An 18,280-nucleotide genomic window follows, 5' to 3' on the forward strand; every position below is an offset into this window, starting at 1 on the left:
CCGACTTATCGGCTCGGCAAAGGATTTTGTTGGAAGGGGCGTCCTGGCGCTCCCAGGACGGCCGTTTTGCGATTGGAAGGGTCGCGACTAAAGCGACCGTTTGCGATTGGGAAGGGATTGCCGACCTACCTATCGGGCTCCCTGATACCGGATCGGAAAACGCTCTAGGGTTTGAAGGACGAGCCTTTTGGGCAGCAAGATCCCTGCTGGATTGCTGATTTCATTGTTCGGTCCGAATGCGGCAATGTCACAGCCGTTAGGAAGCTTCCTCACATGATTTTTGCCTTGTTTTAGCCCAACAGGCGGGAACGTGAGTTAGGAATTAATGCACTAACGGATATTCGCTCCGAAGACCTTTAGCCAAGGAGGGCCGGTCATGCGTACACCCCGCAAATTTCCCTTTCTACCCGTTGCGGCCTTGCTGGCGGTTATCGGTCTTGTCGTTGCAACGCTCCCGAATCCATGGGGTCATGCCGGTCCGGAGTCGATCATTCAGGCATCCGTGGGTGAGGAACATGACGACTCCGCCGAAAACGGAAACGGACGCCGAGAGCAGGGCGATTCTGCCGAAACATTCCGAAATCCATCCGAAGTCGCGAGTTCGGATGGCGCCTTGAACGTCACGCTTACCGCCGGCAAGCAGGAAATCGAGATTGGCGGGCAGAGCGTCGTCGCCATGGTGTTTAATGACAGTTATATCCCACCGACGCTGAGAGTTCGGCCCGGTGATACCCTGAATCTCGAGCTGGTCAATTCGCTGGAAAATTCGACGAATCTGCATCACCACGGCTCGAACGTGTCGCCGCTGGATAATGGCGACAATGTCTTCGTCGATATCATGCCGAATACCCGTTATCGGCAACGAATCGTATTTCCCGACGAGCACCCTGCGGGCTTCCTGTGGTACCACCCTCACATGCACGGTTTGGTCGAGGCGCAGATTTTCGGAGGCATGTCGGGTGGTCTGATCGTCGAGGGCATGCTCGATCCGTTTCCGCAGTTGAGCGGCATCAAGGAGCGCATCATGCTCCTCAAGGATTTTCAGAACATCGGCGGCGAGATCCCTTCCGACAACATCGACAGCAATGCCGGCACGACCCGCACCGTCAACGGCATGGTCAACCCGGCCCTGAAGATTCGCCCAGGGGAAACGCAGTTTTGGCGGATCGGCAATATCGGAGCGGATATTTATTACCGTCTGAAGCTGGACGATCACGTGCTTTATGAAATCGCCGCGGATGGCAACCGCCATACCGAGCTCGTGCCGCGGGAGGAAATTTTACTGCCGCCCGCATCGCGCACCGAGGTGCTGATTCAGGGCGGTCGCCACGGAATCTATCAACTGCGTACTCTCGCCGTCGATACCGGTCCCGATGGGGATCAGTATCCGGAAGTGGTGCTGGCAACCTTGATTTCAGAAGATGCCGAGCGCGAACCGGTCGAGCTTCCGACCGCGGACCAATTCCCTCCGGTGGAGGATTTGCGCGGGCATCCCGTTGCCCAGCACCGCAGTTTCCAATTCTCGGAGGATCCCGACACCAACCAGTTTTACATCGACGGCAAGCAGTTCGATCCGAATCGCGTCGACACCCAAGTCAAGCTAGGGGATGTGGAAGAATGGACGATCGAGAATGTGACTGACGAAATGCACGTGTTTCACATACATCAGCTCGATTTTCAGGTCACAGAAATCGACGGGCAGCCGGTGCCTTTTACAGGCCGGCAGGACGTAGTCAATCTTCCCGTGAAAAGCCGAGTCAAGCTGCTGATTCCGTTTACCAATCCGGTGACCGTCGGCAAGTTCGTATACCACTGCCATATCGTGGCGCACGAGGACAACGGCATGATGGCCACCGTGGAGGTGGTCCCCTGATCTCGCTGACGGGGACGGTTCAATGCCGAATGGAAAAGCCGGACACCTTCCTAATCCTGTGGTCGGGTTGTGGCTGGCCACAGGAGAAAGTCAACCACCTGATACCGTCCCGGAAAAGAACGGCGAAAATGCCTTGTGCTATATTTTGCTTGCTCATCCGTCATGCATCTGCCGGAATCAGTTGCCAGCAAACACACAGGTATAGCCACTGAGCGGGAAGTGTTGGTTATGCTTGGTAATCATTACTATAAGAACAATGTTTAACGTCAATCGTGTTTTTTCGGCGCGTAACGGTACGACAGGGCAGGTCGAATGGTTTTTCGAGGCTAGGGAAGGCATCATGGGGCCGTATGAATCTGCGGCATCTGCAAATAAAGCCCTCGGGGAGTTCAAGGAGCGTTGCATGCGTCTCGGATGCAGCGGCGGTAGAACCGACGATCCAAAGCTTGGTTTCAAACCCCTCCAAAGCGCCTCGGCCTCGACCTCGACCACAATGAAATTGGAAATAATCAAGGAAGAGTAACGTTTGATTCGAAAAAGCGATCCGAACCCCTCATGTCGAACACGCTCGGAGCGTCAATGAGCGGCTCCCGGCCAGCATGACGTGCGGACGGAAACGAACGTTCTGAGCTGTGCGGCATCAGGCAAATAGCGAAAGCCTTACGCCTTCTTTCTTGCGTATGAGATCAATCACGTAAAGAACCGCCCCTTCAATTAGAGCATTTTCATACCGACTGTACGGGCACTCGCGCGTAGGTCGGGAATCCCTCCCAATCGCAAACGGTCGCTTTAGTCGCGACCCTTCCAATCGCAAACGGCGTCTTCGGGAGCGCCGAAGCCGCCCTTCCCGACGGTGCCGTTGGGGTAACGGGTTCGTCGGCAAAGGATTGCCGACCTACGAATGCTTGAATCCATTCACCCGAGCCGAAGGCGCCAACGACTCCTGCCAAGCCTGTTTTGCCGTACGAGCGAGATGAAAACGCTCTAAGTACATTCAGGGAAGTCTTGCGGCATAGACAACCTGCAGGACAACCCCGCCAATCAAGCCAATCTGTCGAGATTCCGCAAATATTTGCGGAATGTACTTAGTACCGTCAAAGGTCGAACGAGCGCGAGCCCAAGCCGCCCGTTGTCTCAACGCTCACCGCTTAATGGCGGCTCATCGGAAGCGAACCATTCACCTGAACTGACCGATCACGCCCTTTGAACTTCCTATCCCCCCTATAGTCCTCCTTTACATAAAAGAAGGCGTCTATTTTTCCTGGGATTCCGGATCGCTCTTGCGCTTCAAGAGAAAGGTCGAAAACTATGTTGATCGGATACAAGACCCTCGCATTGTTGCTGCTGCCTGCATTCATCGGCGGAGTTGCTGAGGAGTCTGTTGCCCAAGACCCTCGCGACTGCCTTCCCGGATACGTCTGGCGAGCGGCGCGAGCAGACGACTTGGTCTGCGTCATTCCGCAATCCCGTGCCCTTGCTGCGGATGAGAACGCCAAAGCCCCGTTCAGGCGCGAGCCGGGACCGCGCGATGGCGTCTACTATTGCTTGTCGGGCTTTGTCTGGCGCGAGGCATATGAGGGAGACACGGTCTGTGTTACCCCAGCTGCCCGACAGCGGGTGTGGGAAGAGAACGCACTCGCAGCATCGAGGACGGTTGCTGGAGGGGTAGACTTCCGCACTGTAGGTCAGCACACCTTGCTCGTAGGAGTCACCACCAGCCGTAACGCCTGGGAGAGTAGAACCTACAGTTCCACTTGCGGAGAGCTAACCCCGATGCCCGGAGTGATGGACGGCATGGTAGGGTGGGGACAGGCGGAGATCGGATGGCTCGGCGAAAATTGCTTCGCCTTCGTTCTTGAGCGCGCCGTGCAATTCGACTTCACTCTCATGGACATGATTCCGGACAAGATCGTCGACCGTGCCGTGCTGAGCTACGACGAGGTCGAAGCTCCTTCCTGTCCGCTTGTCGTGGGATACAGCTACCGATGCTGGCAAAACGGAGAGGGAAACTACGAGGTGAAAGCGAACGGCTGCGTGGAAGTGCGCATCCCTTCCATGGATTGGGTTCGTAATGGTGGAACGGTGCAGGGTAGACTCCCGACCTTCGCCAGCGGACAGCCGACATCGCGCATCAATGCACGTCAATGGGATGTAACCTCTCCGATCGCCTGGCAACTCTCCAGCCCCGCGCCTCCGCTGGGCGGAATGCGGGGGTATGGCGTTCTGCTGACCGGAGGCCCGTCGATCGATGGTCTAACGGCTCAGGACAACACGGTCTGTGTCTCGGATCTCTCCAACATCACGCTGGAGATCACCTATACCGTGCCCCCTTCCGGCGAATTTATACCACCCCGATGACGGCATGATAAGGGATAACTGAAATGCCACCCTCATGACCCCCAAGACATCGCGGCCGTGAACTGCACCGAGCCGTGGTTGTCGCAACATGGTCTCCTTGCGAAGCGCATGCGCAGTGGCACGTGTTCACTGTCATCCGCAGGGGGGGACGGAAAAGATCCGCGAGGATTCGTTACCAGCCACGCCGCCGGACGATTAGCATGTGACCGGAAAGTATTGCCTCGACGCCCCTAAAGGCCAAGATCATTACGGATGACCAAGGCGACTAGCTCTAAGGGCTAGGGCATGAGCCGGGCGCAGTGGCGGCGCTTAAGATCGCAAGCCCGATTGGTCGGTTTGGGTGAGTGCGTTTTTCGGAGACGTCTTCGGAAAGACGAGAAAGGTTTGCGCAGAAGAAAATATTGCAAACTTTCGTTTTACATGGTGGCCAGGGACGGAATCGAACCGCCGACACGAGGATTTTCAGTCCTCTGCTCTACCAACTGAGCTACCTGGCCAGTGGCGAATCGAGTTGCGTATTAAACCTGTTACGAGGTTCTCAGTCAAGCACTAATGTTTTAAATCGTCTCGGACGATTATTTGGTATCCGAAAAGGATTCGGGTGGAGTTTTGTCCGGGTATTCGCACAAGTCGGCGATCGGGCAAATGGGGCATTTCGGTTTCCGGGCGACGCAGGTATAGCGGCCGTGCAGGATGAGAAGGTGATGGGCATCCTTGAAATACTGTTTGGGAACGGTACGCTCCAGTTTCCTTTCGACCTCCAATACCGTTTTGCCAGGCGCGAGCCGGGTTCGGTTGGCGACGCGGAAGATATGGGTATCAACCGCGATGGTATGCTGGCCGAATGCGGTGTTGAGGATGACATTGGCGGTCTTGCGGCCTACACCCGGCAGTGCTTCCAACTCTTCTCTTGTTTGCGGCACCTGGCCGCCGTGTTTTTCCAGCAGCAACCGGCAAAGTCCGATGATGTTCTTGGCCTTGCTCGGATATAGGTTGATAGTCTTGATGTATTCCTTGAGACCTTCTTCACCCAAGGCGAGTATGGTCTCGGGCGTATTGGCGACCGGGAATAGCTCGGCGGTAGCCTTATTGACGCCCTTGTCGGTCGCTTGCGCCGACAGCACCACCGCGATCAGCAGCTCGAAAGGCGTCGAGTGCCTGAGCTCGGTCGTCGGCTCCGGGATCGCCGCGGCCAGACGCTCGAAAATCCGTCTGCGCTTTTCGGCGTTCATGATTCATGCATGGGAGATTTATGGAGCGAGTCTGTTTGGACCGGCGCAGTCTTGCCGAGAGCTTTCGTTTTCGCCCGGGCGTCGATGAGGTTTTTCACCGCGATCAGGAGGCCGAGGCCAATGAAGGCGCCAGGCGGGAGAATTGCCAGCAGAAATCCGTCGTAGTCGCTGAAGACGGGTAAAGTCCAGTTCTTGGCGATTTCGCCGAACATCAAGTCCGCTCGATTCAACACGGCACCGGTTCCTATCGCCTCGCGCAGGGCGCCGAGCATGACCAGTGCAAAGGTGAATCCCAACCCCACGAACAAGCCGTCCATGAGCGCGCGATCGACCGGATTCTTGGATGCGAAGGCTTCGGCGCGTCCGATGATGGCGCAGTTGGTGACGATCAGAGGTATGAAGATGCCGAGAATCTTATGCAGATCGTGGAAGAAGGCATTCATCAATAGTTCGATGACGGTGACGTTCGAGGCGATGATGAGTACGAACACCGGCAACCGGATTTCGGTCGCGACGTGATTGCGGATCAGCGAAACGATGACGTTGGAAAAGATCAGCGCCATGGTGGTGGCGAGACCCAGCCCCAGGCTGTTGATCACCGAATTGCTGACCGCCAGCAGGGGGCATAATCCCAGAAGCGCGACGAAGGCCTGGTTGTTGTGCCAGAGGCCGTCGCGGACGATTTTCTGGTATTTGGAAAAGTCGATCATGGATTCGATCCTAGGGAGCTTCCCGACTCTTGGTCAAATAGGCGCTCTTGGTTCCGCTCAAAGAAAATCAGGGTCTTGTAAACGGCTTTGACTACCGCGCGTGGCGTGATCGTCGCTCCGGTGAACTGGTCGAACTCGCCGCCGTCCCGTTTGACTTTCCAGCGGGATTCTGAAGGATTACTCAGCGAGCGGCCGTCGAAGCCCAATATCCAGTCCGATTTGTCGGTATCGATGGGATCGCCGAGTCCGGGCGTTTCGCGATGGCTGACGACCCTGACGCCGGCTAGCGAGCCGTCCGTGCGGACTGCTACCAGCAGTCTGATTGTGCCGTTGTAGCCGTCCGGAGCGATAGGGGAGAGCACGGCCGCCACGGGCTTGCCGTTTTTTCGTGCGCGATAAATGGTAACCGCTTTATCGGTGCCGAGGGTGAGGTCGCTGGCTGTTATGGTGTCGGCGAGAATATCGTTGTCGAACCAGTCGGCCGGAACCAAGGATTCCAAAGTGTGCAGCAGGACGGCCTGTTCGTTGGACTCGATGCGCTCTTTCGTTCCGTCGTGCACCAGGGCCACGAGTCCCATGCCGATGACGGCGAACACTCCGAGCGCGGCGGCTGCATTGATGATGGGCTTGGGCAAATTCATTTCGGATGTCCGTAGACCCGCGGACGGGTGTAGTGATCGATGGTGGGCGCAGCCAGATTCAACAGCAGAACCGCAAAGGCGACGCCGTCCGGATAGCCGCCCCAGGCGCGGATGACGAATACCAGTAGGCCGATCGATGCGCCGTAAATCAATCGCCCGCGCGGCGTGGTCGAGGCCGTGACCGGATCGGTCGCGATGAAGAAGGCTCCGAGCATGGCGGCTCCGCTGAAGCACTGGAACAGCGGTGTCGGGTAGACCGCCGGATCGATCAGGAAAAAGATCAGCGAAATGCCGAACAGGGCGCCCAAGAATCCGACCGGAATCTGCCAGCCGATGATGCCGCGTTTCAGCATCCACAATCCGCCCAGAAGAAAGCCGAAATTGACCCATTGCCAGCCGCGGCCGCCGATTCCTGCGAAAAGCCCTCCGGCCTGAATTTCGTCCAGTAACCGGTTTAGCCCGAGCTGGGTCTTGATCGTGTCGAGCGGGGTCGCCATGGTGAGTGCGTCGAAAGTCATGTCCGACGGCAGCGTGCGGGTGAAGATCGCATTCCAGGCATCGGCAAAACTCAGCGCTGAACCGCTCAGTTCCTTGGGCGGAAGCCAGGCGGTCATGTGCTGGGGAAAAGAGATCAGGAGTACGGCGTAGCCGACCATCGCCGGGTTGAAGGGATTGTATCCCAGCCCGCCGTACAGGTGCTTGCCGATGACGATGGCGAAAAGCGCTCCGAAAGCCGTAAGCCACCAGGGCGCCAAAGGCGGCAGCGACACGGCCAGCAGCACGGCGGTGAGGGCAGCGCTATAGTCCCTAAGAGCAGGCGCAATCGGACGGCGACGCAAGGAGAGCATGGCGGCTTCGCCCAACTGCGCCGCGAGCAGGGCGATCATGCACTGCACGAGCACTCCAGGGCCGAATTGCCACACCAATGCCGCCAAGCCCGGAATCAGAGCAACGAGCACCTCCAGCATGATGCGGTTGACGCTGTTGACGGGGGCAAGGTAAGGCGCCTGGGCGGTCGGAAAACGCATGTGAGCGAGTGTTGAATGATGGATGTTTTTCGAGTGGCTGTCGAATTTGGAAATGCCCGGCTAATCGATCTCCGAAGGCACCGCTTGAGCTTCGGATTCCGGGCCGCCTGGCGGAGTCTCGGTGTGAACGACCTTGGCGGACTCTCGACGAGTCTCGGCGCCTGCCGGCGGCACTACCGTTTCTTGCTTATCGCCATCAATCTGCGCGGCGCCTTCGCTTGACGGTGCCGATTTTTCCGCGCGGCGGAGTTTTGCGCGTTCGATAGCCTCGATGATTTCCGGCGACTTTCCTGTTCCCAGGTTCTCTTTCTTCCGCTTCGCGGCTTCCGCGCGCTCGCGCTTCTCCTGTTCCTTGCGCGCCTGGCGCGACTCGAAACGAAGGCGCGCATGATCGGCCTTTTCGCGCTCGCGCCGCTTGGCGATGGCCTTGCCTTTCGTGGCGCGGAAATGTTGGACGAGCGGAATGTGGCTGGGGCATACGACATCGCAGGAGCCGCACTCGATGCAGTCGAACAGATTGTAATCCAGCGCCCGTTCGATCTGGTCCGAACGGCCGTACCAGTAAAGCTGCTGCGGCAGCAGGTTCACCGGGCAGGCTTCGGCGCAAGCGCCGCAACGAATGCAGGGCAGGGATCGCTTTTCGCCGATCAGTTCGTTGCGGCCGGCCACCAGTATGCAGTTGGCCGATTTGGTCAAAGGCAGATTATCGGTCGGCACGTCAAAGCCCATCATCGGTCCGCCTAGAACGAGCCGCGCGGCTTCGTTGGTATAGCCGCCGCATTGTTCGATGAGATCGGCGAAAGGCGTACCGATCCGAGCCAGAACATTCTGTGGCTGTTTTACGCCGCGGCCGGTTACCGTCACAATTCGGGAAATCAAAGGAGTACCGTGAACGATGGCGTTATAAACCGCTGCGGCCGTTCCGACATTCTGGCAGACGATACCGATGTCGGCCGGAATGCCGCGCGTCGGTACTTCGCGGCCGGTCAGCACGCTGATCAATTGTTTCTCGCCGCCGGTGGGATAAATGGCGGGAACGCGCACGAGCTGAATAGCCTCGAAACCTCCGCGCTGCTTCGCCTTCTCCAGTGCGGCCAGCGCGTCCGGCATATCGTCTTCCACGGCCAGGAGACAGCGTTCCGCCTTCAGGATTTGGAGCAGGATTTTGGCGCCTTCCAGCACGTGGTTCGGATAGTGGCTGAGCAGGCTGTCGTCGCAAGTGATGTAGGGCTCGCATTCCGCGCCGTTCAGAATCAGCGTGTCGACCTTGCGATCGCTGCCCGGTGCCACCTTGACCGAGGTAGGGAACGCGGCTCCGCCAAGGCCGACGATTCCGGCTTCGTATATCCTGCGGCGCAGTTCGTCGGGAGAACACTGCCGGTAATCCTCTATGCCGGCGAAGTCCATGGCGGCATCCTCGCCATCGGTCTCGATGACGATGCACGATCCAGTCAGGCCGGACGGGTGGGGCAGAGGCAAGTCTTCGATCTTCCGGACGATGCCGGAACTGGAGGCGTGAATCGGCGGATTGAACGGGTGGTCGTCGCGGGCGATGACTTGGCCTTTCAGAACCCGGTCGCCGGGCGCGACGACGGGCTTGGAATCTTCGCCATTCCGCTGTTGCAGCGGAAAAAGCAGCCTTTCCGGTAAACGCGCGACGGCGAGCGGGGCTTTGCAGGACTCCTGCTTATGGCCATCCAGATGAAGGCCGCCATGGAAGTTCCAGAGTTTGAACAAGTTCATTGACCCACTGCTTTGGGTTCGGGCCATCGCCAGGTGGCCAGGGTTTCCTTAACGGGTTCCATGCGGATGCAATCCACCGGGCATGGCGCCACGCACAGTTCGCAGCCCGTGCATTCCGACGCAATGACCGTGTGCATGTGCTTGGCTGCGCCGAGGATCGCATCGACGGGGCAGGCCTGAATGCAAAGGGTGCAGCCGATGCATTTGCTTTCATCGATGATGGCAACGGACTTCGGTTTTTCGATGCCATGTTCGGCGCTCAAAGGCTTTGGTTCGACGCCCAGCAGATCGGCCAGCGCGATAACGCCTTCCTCGCCGCCCGGAGGGCACTGGTTGATGTCCGCATCGCCCCGCGCGATGGCTTCTGCATACGGGCGGCAACCGGGAAAACCGCATTGCCCGCATTGCGTTTGCGGCAATACGGCGTCGATTTTATCCACCAAGGGATCGCCCTCGACCTTGAAGCGCCGGGCTGAATAGCCCAGGATCAAGCCTAATAAAGCGAACAATGCGCAAACGACGAATACGGCCAACATGGATGAAACCGGATCAGCCCTTGACGAGGCCGGAGAATCCCATGAAAGCCATGGAAATCAGGCCGGCGGTAATCAAGGCGATAGCGTTGCCGCGGAAAGGTAAAGGAACATCGGATGCGTCTATTCGTTCGCGAACCGCTGCGAACAGAACCAAAACCAAGGTAAAGCCGAGAGCGGCACCGAAACCGTACAAAAACGACTCGATGAATCCGTGCTGAGACTGGACATTCAGCAGCGCAACGCCAAGCACCGCACAGTTGGTGGTAATGAGGGGCAAAAATATGCCCAGCACTTGATAGAGCAAGGGGCTCGACTTGCGTACGAACATTTCGGTGAATTGCACCACCACGGCGATGACGACGATGAAGACGATGGTGCGGAGATATTCCAGTCCCAGAGGGACCAGAAGATATTCGTTGGCGAGATAACTGCTCACCGAAGACAGGGTCAGTACGAAGGTCGTCGCCAGACCCATGCCCATCGCAGTCTCAAGTTTTTTGGATACGCCCATGAAGGGGCAAAGCCCGAGAAACTTGACCAAGACGAAGTTATTGACCAGGGTCGTGCCGACCAGGATGAGCAGGTAATCCTTCATTAAGGAAAAATCGGGGAAGTGGGTCGTGATTTGGAGGACGGAATTTTAAAGAAAAGCAATAACTTGTCAAACCATAAAACCGACTGAAATACTTTGTTTTTGCGGGACGTCGGCCATTACGGCATTCGGAGTAAGAGACGAGATCATTATTTAGGTTTTGTAAGGATAGCTCACGATAAGTTCACCGGGATGGTGCGCTGAGCCGAGAGTCGTGAAATGTCCCAATTTCGGAGTGCCCAATCGAGGACATCGTCCGTTTTTGCCGATTGCAAATCCGGAGGCGGGTTTTGGTTTAAGAGGGTCAACAAGCTAACCAAGGTCGATGATGGATTTTGCCCATCCACGGGATCGGCGTAGGTCTGTTTGCTCAGTTTGAGTCCCATTTGATCTAGGAGAACCGGAACGTGCGCGTATACCGGAGTGGGCAATCCGAGTAGCCGCTGCAAATAAATCTGCCGGGGCGTGGAGTCGAGCAAATCGACGCCCCGAACCACTTCGGTAATGCCTTGTTCGTCATCATCGAGCACGGTTGCCAAATGGTAGGCATAAACTGCATCGCGCCGGAAGACGATGAAGTCTCCGACGTCGTTCGCCAGATTCTGTGTCACTGGTCCCTGGAGCATGTCCTCGAACGTTACCGCAGCGTTTTCCGTTATGACGCGCAAGGCATGAGGGTCGGTCACAGGTTTCTTGTTCCTGTTCCGGCAGAACCCCGGGTAAATCGATGCGTCCGTATTTCCGTCAGAGAACGACGCAAGGTCTTTGCGCGAGCAGGTGCAGGGATAAAGGAGCTCTTGATGATCGAGCCGCGCAAGTGCGGCTCGATAGGCCTCCAAACGCTCGCTCTGATAGAGGATAGGCCCGTTCCAGTGCAAACCGAATGTTTCCAGGGTGCGAAGAATCCGGTCTGCTGAATCGGCAATGGTGCGAAAAGGGTCGACATCGTCGATTCTCAAATACCATTCGCCTTGCTGCGATTTGGCTTGGAGAAAACTGGCGAGAGCTGTGTAGAGGGAGCCTAAATGCAGGGGGCCGGTAGGCGATGGCGCGAAACGGCCCCGGTATTTTGGCTTAGAAGAGGTCGTCGAGAATTGGGTGTCGTTCAAGTCCGAGGATGAATGGACCAAAGATTAGCCGACTTGCTTTTCCCGGATTTCATCCAGAGTCTTGCAGTCGATGCACTGGGTCGCCGTCGGCCGCGCCTCGAGGCGCCGCAGGCCGATTTCCACGCCGCAGGTCTCGCAATAACCGTAATCGCCACGCTCGAGATTTTCCAGGGATTCTTCGATCTTTTTGATGAGTTTCCGTTCCCGGTCGCGGGTACGCAGTTCCAGGCTGAATTCGGATTCCTGCGTCGCGCGGTCGTTCGGGTCCGGGAAATTAGCCGCTTCGTCCTGCATGTGATGCACCGTCCGATCGACTTCCTTCATGAGTTCCGCCTTCCAATTCTGTAGAATGCGACGGAAGTGCTCGACTTGAGCCTCATTCATGTATTCTTCGCCTTCCTTGAGCGGGTAAGGCGTGAAGCTGAAAGGTGTCACATGGGTATCGGCTTTTTGGGCGCTGGACATCCGTAAACTCCTAAACCAAGTTCAAAAACCGGATATTACTAGCAGACAAATCGCGGTTCTGCAAGATGGCCGGCGTCTGCTAACGAGATTGCTGGGACACTTTAAGGCGATTCCGCCGTGTTACGGATGCAAAAATGATGATTTCGAATCGTATGGCTGGCATACAGCCCTTCTACGTGATGGAAATTTTGTCGCGTGCCAATGCATTGGAGCGCCAGGGGCGGGACATTATTCATATGGAAATCGGCGAACCGGATTTTCCGACGCCTCCGCTGGTTATCCAACACGCGACCGAATTCATGGGCCGCGGAGAAATAAAGTATACGCCGGCTGCCGGGCTGCCCGAGCTTCGCGAGGCTATATCGAAATATTACCGTGACCGCTACGGCGTATATGTCGCGAGTGAACGAATCTTTGTCACTCCAGGCGCCTCGGGCGGCTTTCTGTTGGCGATGGGATTGCTGCTTAATGAAGGCGACGAGGTTCTGTTGGCGGATCCTGGCTATCCATGTTATGCGAATTTTGTTCGACTTTTTGGTGGCACTCCTTCGTTGGTTCCCGTAGACGCGTCAACGTGCTTCCAGCTCAATTCGGACGTCCTGTCCGCCCACTGGGACAGCCGAACAAAGGGCGTTGTGATCGCATCGCCCTCGAATCCCACTGGAACCGTAATGCAATCGGATGCGTTGAAGAGACTCACCATTGAATTGGAGCGGCGATCGGGGTTTTTGATATCAGACGAGATCTATCACGGACTCGAATATGACGAGCCTTCACCGACGGCTCTATCGCTCTCGGATCGGGTTTTCGTGGTCAACAGCTTTTCGAAATATTTTGGCATGACAGGCTGGCGGGTCGGCTGGCTTGTGGTTCCTGCCGACTACATCGAAAGTGCCGAAAAACTTGCACAGAACATTTTTATTTCTACGCCCGCCCCTTCACAATATGGCGCCCTGGCTTCCTTTACCGAAGCGAACTTACAAGAATTGGAGCAGCGACGACGCGTTTTTCGGGAAAGAAGAGACTTTCTTTGTGAGCAGCTGTTGAGCATTGGATTTACATTAAACACCATCCCAAATGGTGCTTTTTATGTGTACGCTGATTGCCGGCGGTTTACGTCGAATAGCTTTGATTTTGCATTGAATTTGTTAGAGGAAACCGGCGTGGCGACAACTCCGGGTAAGGATTTCGGAAAAAATTCGCCCGAAAGTCATCTTAGATTTTCATATGCGGTCACTCTTGAGCGATTGGCTGCGGCCATAACTCGGATAAGACAGTTTGTGCAGCGCTAATCCTATATGCGACGCTAGACTGCGTAATGAGATATTTAAAATATAAGTTGTTAAATCAATCGGTTAGCACATCCTGGCTGGCGTGATAGCGATCCTCTGGGTGAAATAATCAGTCTTAGGGGCGCGCAACAGCTATGCTAGACTTTGTATGCTTCCTGAGCCGGCGAGATGGGGCGCCGCATTGTAAATCGAGAGCGAAGAGCCAGGCTTTTTGTGCTTGCATCAGACCCGACGTTCCACAAAACCGCGCCGCTTAAACAAAACAAATGTTGGTTTTATGTCAGGGTTTCGGCTGACCTTGTTTTCACCTCGGGTTTCGTGAGCGAGCTGTTTTAAGAAAAAGCTAATTGGGGATAGATATTATGCGTCTTTTTAATTATGGAGCTTTGTGCGGAATTTTATTCTGCGCCTCTTTACTCGTGGGATGTGCTCCACTCGCACCAAACGTAGACCCGCCCTCGGAATATACCTACATCATCGGGCCAGGCGACAGCATTGAAATGTTTGTCTGGGGAAATCCCGAAGTATCTCGCACCATACCGGTTAGACCAGACGGAAAAATCAACGCCCCTTTGGTTGAGGAACTACCTGCATCGGGCAAGACGCCCTTTCAGCTCGCACGCGATATCGAAAAGGAATTAGCAAAATATATTCGAAACCCGCTAGTAACCGTAATTGTGAGTAATTTTGTCGGTCCTTACAGCGAGCAAGTTAGAGTTGTTGGACAAGCTGCAAAACCCCAGGCTGTACCTTATAAAGAAAATATGTCTCTGCTCGATTTAATGATTTTAGTTGGTGGGGTTACCGATTATGCGGCTGGCAACCGAGCTACTATCGTAAGGACATTAAATGGTGTTAAGCAGCAACTTAGAGTTCGTATCGATGATCTGCTCGAGGATGGCGATATCACGGCTAATGTAAATATTCTACCAGGAGATGTTTTAATTATTCCGGAAGCTTATTTTTAGCCTGTTTCGCATAGGAGCTAATTTCCATGCATGAACTAATCGCCGAGGTTCTCGGTCATATCCAAGGCGCAACCCGTTATAAGTGGCTTTCTATTGCTTTGGCATGGGTAATTAGTCTTGCGGGTTGGGTTTTTGTCGCGCAAATGCCTAACAAGTATGAGGCAAGTGCGCGCGTACATGTAGATACTCGCTCTGTTTTGCGTCCTCTGCTTTCCGGCTTGGCTATTCAGCCAGATGTTTCCGGCCAAATCCGATTAATGTCGAAATTGATGTTCAGTCGCCCAAACTTGGAGAAAGTGGCTCGGATGACCGACTTGGATTTAGGCGCGAAGGATGAAGCATCCATGGAAAAGTTAGTCAGTCACCTGCAATCGGCTATGAGCATTACTGGCGGAGAAAATAATCTATTTACGATTAGCGCAGAAGACCAAAATCCAGCGGTAGCAAAGAAGATTGTTCAGGCATTATTAACTATTTTTGTTGAGCAAACACTCGGAGAGTCGCGGGAAGATTCAAATTCTGCGCAGAAATTTCTGGACCAGCAGTTAAAGGAGTATGAAACACGTTTGCAAGCCGCTGAGAAGGCAAGAGAGGATTTCAAGCGAGCCAATTATGGATTGTTGCCGGAGCACGGGGGCGACCTTTATGGACAGCTCGGCACGCTTAACGGACAGCTCGAGGAGGCTAAGATGGCTCTGCAAGAGGCTGTCTATCGGCGCGAAGAAATGCAGAGGCAGCTGGATGAGGAGGAGCCGTCATTCACGGATTTTGGGAGCCAAGTTGCAGCAAGTCCTTTGGATACGCGTATTCAAGCGTTGCAAGCTCGATTGGATGAATTGTTGCTGAAATACACGAAGGGACATCCCGAGGTCATGGCGATTAAAAAGAGCATAGTCGAATTGGAACGGCAGAAAAAAAAGGAAGAGGAGGAGGCCGCATCGGAAGAAGATACCAGTTCTGGCATGGGGGGCGAGACAAATCCGGTTTTTCAACAGAAGAAAATTGCGCTTGGCGAGGCGGACGCTAATGTCGCCTCCTTGAACTCACGAGTCAAAATCTTCGAGGAAAAGATAGAGAACCTGAAGAAACAAATGGATGACCGTTTAAAAGTGGAGACTCAGTTGCAGGGTCTCAATAGAGATTATGCAGCGATTAAGGAAAATTATGATGCACTCCTGAAACGGCGCGAGACAGCGAGAATGTCGGAAAGCGTAGAGCAGAGCACGGATAGCGTTAAATTCAAGATTGTCGACCCACCTCAAGTACCTACGAAACCTTCTGCTCCAAATCGCATTCTATTATCGGTTGGGGTTTTCGCGGCAGGTATAGTGGTAAGTATAGGGTTGGCTGTGTTTTTGGCGCTGCTCCGGCCGGCATTCAATACCATGAATAAAGTTCGAGAGGTTACGGGATTGCCTGTACTTGGCAGCGTTTCCATGAATTGGATTCCGGAAATTAAGGAACGGAAATGGCGTGAGTTTCTAGCTTTTACGGCTATATTTGCCATGTTATTCGTAGTATTCGTTGGGGTAATCTTGCTGGAAATTAGGGGTTATCATCTTCCGTCCTTCATTTAGTCGGGGGCAGCCACGTGAGCATTATTGAAAAGGCACTTAATAAAGCGTTAGAGCTCGAGCAGTCTTCGACTAATAAAAAGGCGGATCAACAGAATTTTCCCGAAAGACTGGAAAACATTGAGGCGGCCGAGCCAGTCCCCGAGCCAACCAGGAAAGCTACTGCCGAGGCCAGTAAAATACATTCGATCGGTTGGAGTCACCTGCGGGAAAAAGGGATGCTCGGGCCTGAGATGGCTTATAGTCAGATAGCGGAGGAGTATCGCCTAATCAAACGGCCGCTTTTGATGAACGCATTCCCGGATGGTGATAATGGTCTCAGCCGTGCGAATCTGATTCTCGTCACCAGCAGTGTTCCCGGCGAGGGGAAAACCTTTACGGCCGTAAATTTGGCGCTCAGCATAGCGATGGAGCGGGATAAAACCGTACTGTTGATAGATGCTGACGTGGCGAAACCATCGATAGCTGAATTACTCGGGATCCCTGCGAAGATAGGATTGACCGATCTGCTTCAGGATAAATCGATCCGTTTTTCCGATGTCTTGATCAAAACGGATATTCCCAACCTCACGCTGTTGCCGGCAGGTAAATTGGATCGCCATTCCACCGAGCTCTTAGCTAGTGATGCGATGAAACGACTAGCCAATGAATTATCTGCCCGTTACCCGGACCGGGTAGTGATTTTTGACTCTCCGCCATTGTTGGCTGCTAGTCAAGGCTCCGTTTTAGCCACGTTGGTTGGGCAGGTCGTCCTGGTAATTGAGTCGGAATCAACGCCCCAATACATTGTTCAGGAGGCCATTTCCAAATTAGAGTCCTGCGAGGTCATTGGCTGTGTATTGAACAAGACCAAAAAGGGATTTGGATTCAGATATTATGGCTACGGGTACGGTTATGGGTATGGATCTTATGGTCAGCAGAGAACTGATGGGTGACCCAGCGTCCATGCCAAGTATTAGGAAGATCGGTCAAGGTATAGCCGTTCTTCCTTTTCTTTTTCCGTTGGCCCCTGCCTTCGCCGTGGATTGGCTTGTAACTCCCAATTTAACTGCGCGAGGAATATATTCCGACAATATCAATTTGTCCGGTAGCGGACAACGGTCTAGCAGTTCGGCGGGGCAGAATGGCGATGATGCATTCGTGACTGAGTTAAGTCCTGGCGTATCAGTCCGGCGCCGGGGCCGAAATCTATTTAACTTGGATTATCGCATGCAGAATCTATTCTATGCGGGAACGGATACAGATCCGCGGATCAATAACCAACTTCAAATGAATTCGACTACCGAGCTGTGGGATAATTCGGTATTCATCGATTCTACAAGTACGATTGGGCAATACAATAACTCGACTACTGGCCGTTTTGCGTTTGATAATGTCTCGCAAACTGGCAATACCAGCGATTACAGAACTTTTCGAATCAGCCCCTATTGGAAGCCGCACTTGGGCGGTTATGCAGAAGGTACTGCCCGTGTCACGTACAGTAACATCGGCGGAGGAAACTTCGATTCGAATATTTTCGAACAAAGAATAGATTTGCGTAGTGGCAACTGGTTCGATTCGCTTGCCTGGCGTGCCAACTTTTATAATCAAGAAAACACGCGTGACAATGGTGTCGGAGGCGCCAGCGCTACAGGCGACGTAAAATATCGAAACTACAATGGCGAGTTGAGATACCGTCTCTCCAAGGAATTCAGCCCGTTTATTCAGGCAGGACGTTTCGAAAACGATTTTTTAGGTCAGACAAACATTTCGGGGGCTCGAAACGGGGGGTATTGGACTGCGGGACTGGCTTGGACGCCGAGTGCTAAATTAGCTGTACAAGGCGGGTGGGGTAGCAACAATCATTTCATATCTGTGGCATGGGAGCCGAGCAAAAGAACTACGTTTCAGATCATCTACCGCGATAGCGACATAGGTGGGGCTTATGGTGGAGGTGGTTTCGGCGGGTTAGGCTACGGCGGAGCGGGTTTCGGAGGAGCAGGTTTCGGAGGAGCAGGTTTCGGAGGAGCAGGTTTCGGAGGAGCAGGTTTCGGAGGAGCGGGTTTCGGAGGAGCAGGTTTCGGAGGAGCAGGTTTCGGAGGAGCAGGTTTCGGAGGAGCGGGTTTCGGAGGAGCAGGTTTCGGAGGAGCAGGTTTCGGAGGAGCAGGTTTCGGAGGAGC

At 54.6% G+C, this 18,280-nt stretch carries 17 protein-coding genes and 1 tRNA gene; 8 read left to right on the top strand and 10 right to left on the bottom strand.

The genetic code is table 11. The features are described 5' to 3' along the window. Window positions 1-376 precede the first annotated feature (376 nt). From JOD69_RS22245 to JOD69_RS22255, 3 genes are all read left to right on the top strand, one after another. Entirely contained in the window at window positions 377-1,873 is a 1,497-nt protein-coding gene (locus JOD69_RS22245; RefSeq protein WP_086135634.1) for a multicopper oxidase family protein, read from the top strand. Between the two features lie 256 nt (window positions 1,874-2,129). Continuing rightward, complete coding sequence (locus tag JOD69_RS22250; protein ID WP_133718693.1) at window positions 2,130-2,396, top strand: hypothetical protein; 267 nt, start codon at window positions 2,130-2,132, stop codon at window positions 2,394-2,396. A gap of 785 nt (window positions 2,397-3,181) precedes the next feature. Further along, window positions 3,182-4,231, top strand: coding sequence for a hypothetical protein (locus tag JOD69_RS22255; protein WP_139841175.1), 1,050 nt, complete (start codon window positions 3,182-3,184; stop codon window positions 4,229-4,231). 421 nt (window positions 4,232-4,652) lie between these two features. On the opposite strand, the gene JOD69_RS22260 is transcribed toward JOD69_RS22255, so the two are convergent. From JOD69_RS22260 to dksA, 10 genes are all read right to left on the bottom strand, one after another. Beyond that, a tRNA-Phe gene (locus JOD69_RS22260) sits at window positions 4,653-4,728 on the bottom strand. 78 nt (window positions 4,729-4,806) lie between these two features. After that, entirely contained in the window at window positions 4,807-5,463 is a 657-nt protein-coding gene (gene nth, locus JOD69_RS22265) for an endonuclease III (RefSeq protein ID WP_086135637.1), read from the bottom strand. Beyond that, window positions 5,460-6,173 carry an electron transport complex subunit E gene (locus tag JOD69_RS22270; RefSeq protein WP_077732345.1) on the bottom strand — a complete coding sequence of 238 codons (714 nt, stop codon included), beginning with the start codon at window positions 6,171-6,173 and terminating at the stop codon, window positions 5,460-5,462. The genes nth and JOD69_RS22270 overlap by 4 nt, the downstream gene beginning before the upstream one ends. Then, entirely contained in the window at window positions 6,170-6,814 is a 645-nt protein-coding gene (rsxG, locus tag JOD69_RS22275) for an electron transport complex subunit RsxG (RefSeq protein ID WP_086135638.1), read from the bottom strand. The genes JOD69_RS22270 and rsxG overlap by 4 nt, the downstream gene beginning before the upstream one ends. Further along, window positions 6,811-7,842: an electron transport complex subunit RsxD gene (gene rsxD / locus JOD69_RS22280; protein WP_086135639.1), complete on the bottom strand. Its 1,032-nt coding sequence runs from the start codon at window positions 7,840-7,842 to the stop codon at window positions 6,811-6,813. Before rsxD ends, rsxG begins: the two co-directional genes overlap by 4 nt. A 60-nt stretch (window positions 7,843-7,902) precedes the next feature. Continuing rightward, window positions 7,903-9,585, bottom strand: coding sequence for an electron transport complex subunit RsxC (gene rsxC, locus JOD69_RS22285; RefSeq protein ID WP_240507138.1), 1,683 nt, complete (start codon window positions 9,583-9,585; stop codon window positions 7,903-7,905). Then, complete coding sequence (gene rsxB / locus JOD69_RS22290) at window positions 9,582-10,121, bottom strand: electron transport complex subunit RsxB (protein WP_077732348.1); 540 nt, start codon at window positions 10,119-10,121, stop codon at window positions 9,582-9,584. Before rsxB ends, rsxC begins: the two co-directional genes overlap by 4 nt. A 13-nt stretch (window positions 10,122-10,134) precedes the next feature. Continuing rightward, complete coding sequence (gene rsxA, locus JOD69_RS22295) at window positions 10,135-10,716, bottom strand: electron transport complex subunit RsxA (protein WP_077732349.1); 582 nt, start codon at window positions 10,714-10,716, stop codon at window positions 10,135-10,137. A gap of 170 nt (window positions 10,717-10,886) precedes the next feature. After that, entirely contained in the window at window positions 10,887-11,843 is a 957-nt protein-coding gene (gluQRS, locus tag JOD69_RS22300) for a tRNA glutamyl-Q(34) synthetase GluQRS (RefSeq protein ID WP_346425856.1), read from the bottom strand. Window positions 11,844-11,846: 3 nt separating this feature from the next. After that, entirely contained in the window at window positions 11,847-12,287 is a 441-nt protein-coding gene (dksA, locus tag JOD69_RS22305; protein ID WP_077732350.1) for an RNA polymerase-binding protein DksA, read from the bottom strand. A gap of 134 nt (window positions 12,288-12,421) precedes the next feature. Between dksA and JOD69_RS22310 the strand changes: the two genes are divergently transcribed. The 5 genes from JOD69_RS22310 to JOD69_RS22330 all read left to right on the top strand — a co-directional run. Continuing rightward, entirely contained in the window at window positions 12,422-13,579 is a 1,158-nt protein-coding gene (locus JOD69_RS22310) for an aminotransferase class I/II-fold pyridoxal phosphate-dependent enzyme (RefSeq protein WP_086135640.1), read from the top strand. 362 nt (window positions 13,580-13,941) lie between these two features. Continuing rightward, window positions 13,942-14,547 carry an XrtA/PEP-CTERM system exopolysaccharide export protein gene (locus JOD69_RS22315; protein WP_077732352.1) on the top strand — a complete coding sequence of 202 codons (606 nt, stop codon included), beginning with the start codon at window positions 13,942-13,944 and terminating at the stop codon, window positions 14,545-14,547. A 26-nt stretch (window positions 14,548-14,573) separates the two neighbouring features. Beyond that, on the top strand, window positions 14,574-16,124 hold the full coding sequence (locus JOD69_RS22320; protein WP_086135641.1) for an XrtA system polysaccharide chain length determinant: 1,551 nt from the start codon (window positions 14,574-14,576) through the stop codon (window positions 16,122-16,124). A 14-nt stretch (window positions 16,125-16,138) separates the two neighbouring features. Further along, window positions 16,139-17,056: an XrtA-associated tyrosine autokinase gene (locus tag JOD69_RS22325; protein WP_077732354.1), complete on the top strand. Its 918-nt coding sequence runs from the start codon at window positions 16,139-16,141 to the stop codon at window positions 17,054-17,056. Window positions 17,057-17,066: 10 nt separating this feature from the next. After that, window positions 17,067-18,280 (top strand): TIGR03016 family PEP-CTERM system-associated outer membrane protein (locus tag JOD69_RS22330; RefSeq protein WP_245245730.1); only part of this gene is annotated, 1,214 nt, incomplete at its 3' end.

The organism is Methylocaldum sp. RMAD-M (genome assembly GCF_017832375.1).
In the GTDB taxonomy this organism is placed as follows: Bacteria; Pseudomonadota; Gammaproteobacteria; order Methylococcales; family Methylococcaceae; genus Methylocaldum.

What these genes read in the sequence shown, in the direction of transcription:
- JOD69_RS22245 (WP_086135634.1), top strand. Translation starts at nt 377, where the DNA reads ATGCGTACACCCCGCAAATTTCCCTTTCTACCCGTTGCGGCCTTGCTG.
- JOD69_RS22250 (WP_133718693.1), top strand. Translation starts at nt 2,130, where the DNA reads ATGTTTAACGTCAATCGTGTTTTTTCGGCGCGTAACGGTACGACAGGG.
- JOD69_RS22255 (WP_139841175.1), top strand. Translation starts at nt 3,182, where the DNA reads ATGTTGATCGGATACAAGACCCTCGCATTGTTGCTGCTGCCTGCATTC.
- nth (WP_086135637.1), bottom strand. Translation starts at nt 5,463, where the DNA reads ATGAACGCCGAAAAGCGCAGACGGATTTTCGAGCGTCTGGCCGCGGCG.
- JOD69_RS22270 (WP_077732345.1), bottom strand. Translation starts at nt 6,173, where the DNA reads ATGATCGACTTTTCCAAATACCAGAAAATCGTCCGCGACGGCCTCTGG.
- rsxG (WP_086135638.1), bottom strand. Translation starts at nt 6,814, where the DNA reads ATGAATTTGCCCAAGCCCATCATCAATGCAGCCGCCGCGCTCGGAGTG.
- rsxD (WP_086135639.1), bottom strand. Translation starts at nt 7,842, where the DNA reads ATGCGTTTTCCGACCGCCCAGGCGCCTTACCTTGCCCCCGTCAACAGC.
- rsxC (WP_240507138.1), bottom strand. Translation starts at nt 9,585, where the DNA reads ATGAACTTGTTCAAACTCTGGAACTTCCATGGCGGCCTTCATCTGGAT.
- rsxB (WP_077732348.1), bottom strand. Translation starts at nt 10,121, where the DNA reads ATGTTGGCCGTATTCGTCGTTTGCGCATTGTTCGCTTTATTAGGCTTG.
- rsxA (WP_077732349.1), bottom strand. Translation starts at nt 10,716, where the DNA reads ATGAAGGATTACCTGCTCATCCTGGTCGGCACGACCCTGGTCAATAAC.
- dksA (WP_077732350.1), bottom strand. Translation starts at nt 12,287, where the DNA reads ATGTCCAGCGCCCAAAAAGCCGATACCCATGTGACACCTTTCAGCTTC.
- JOD69_RS22310 (WP_086135640.1), top strand. Translation starts at nt 12,422, where the DNA reads ATGATGATTTCGAATCGTATGGCTGGCATACAGCCCTTCTACGTGATG.
- JOD69_RS22315 (WP_077732352.1), top strand. Translation starts at nt 13,942, where the DNA reads ATGCGTCTTTTTAATTATGGAGCTTTGTGCGGAATTTTATTCTGCGCC.
- JOD69_RS22320 (WP_086135641.1), top strand. Translation starts at nt 14,574, where the DNA reads ATGCATGAACTAATCGCCGAGGTTCTCGGTCATATCCAAGGCGCAACC.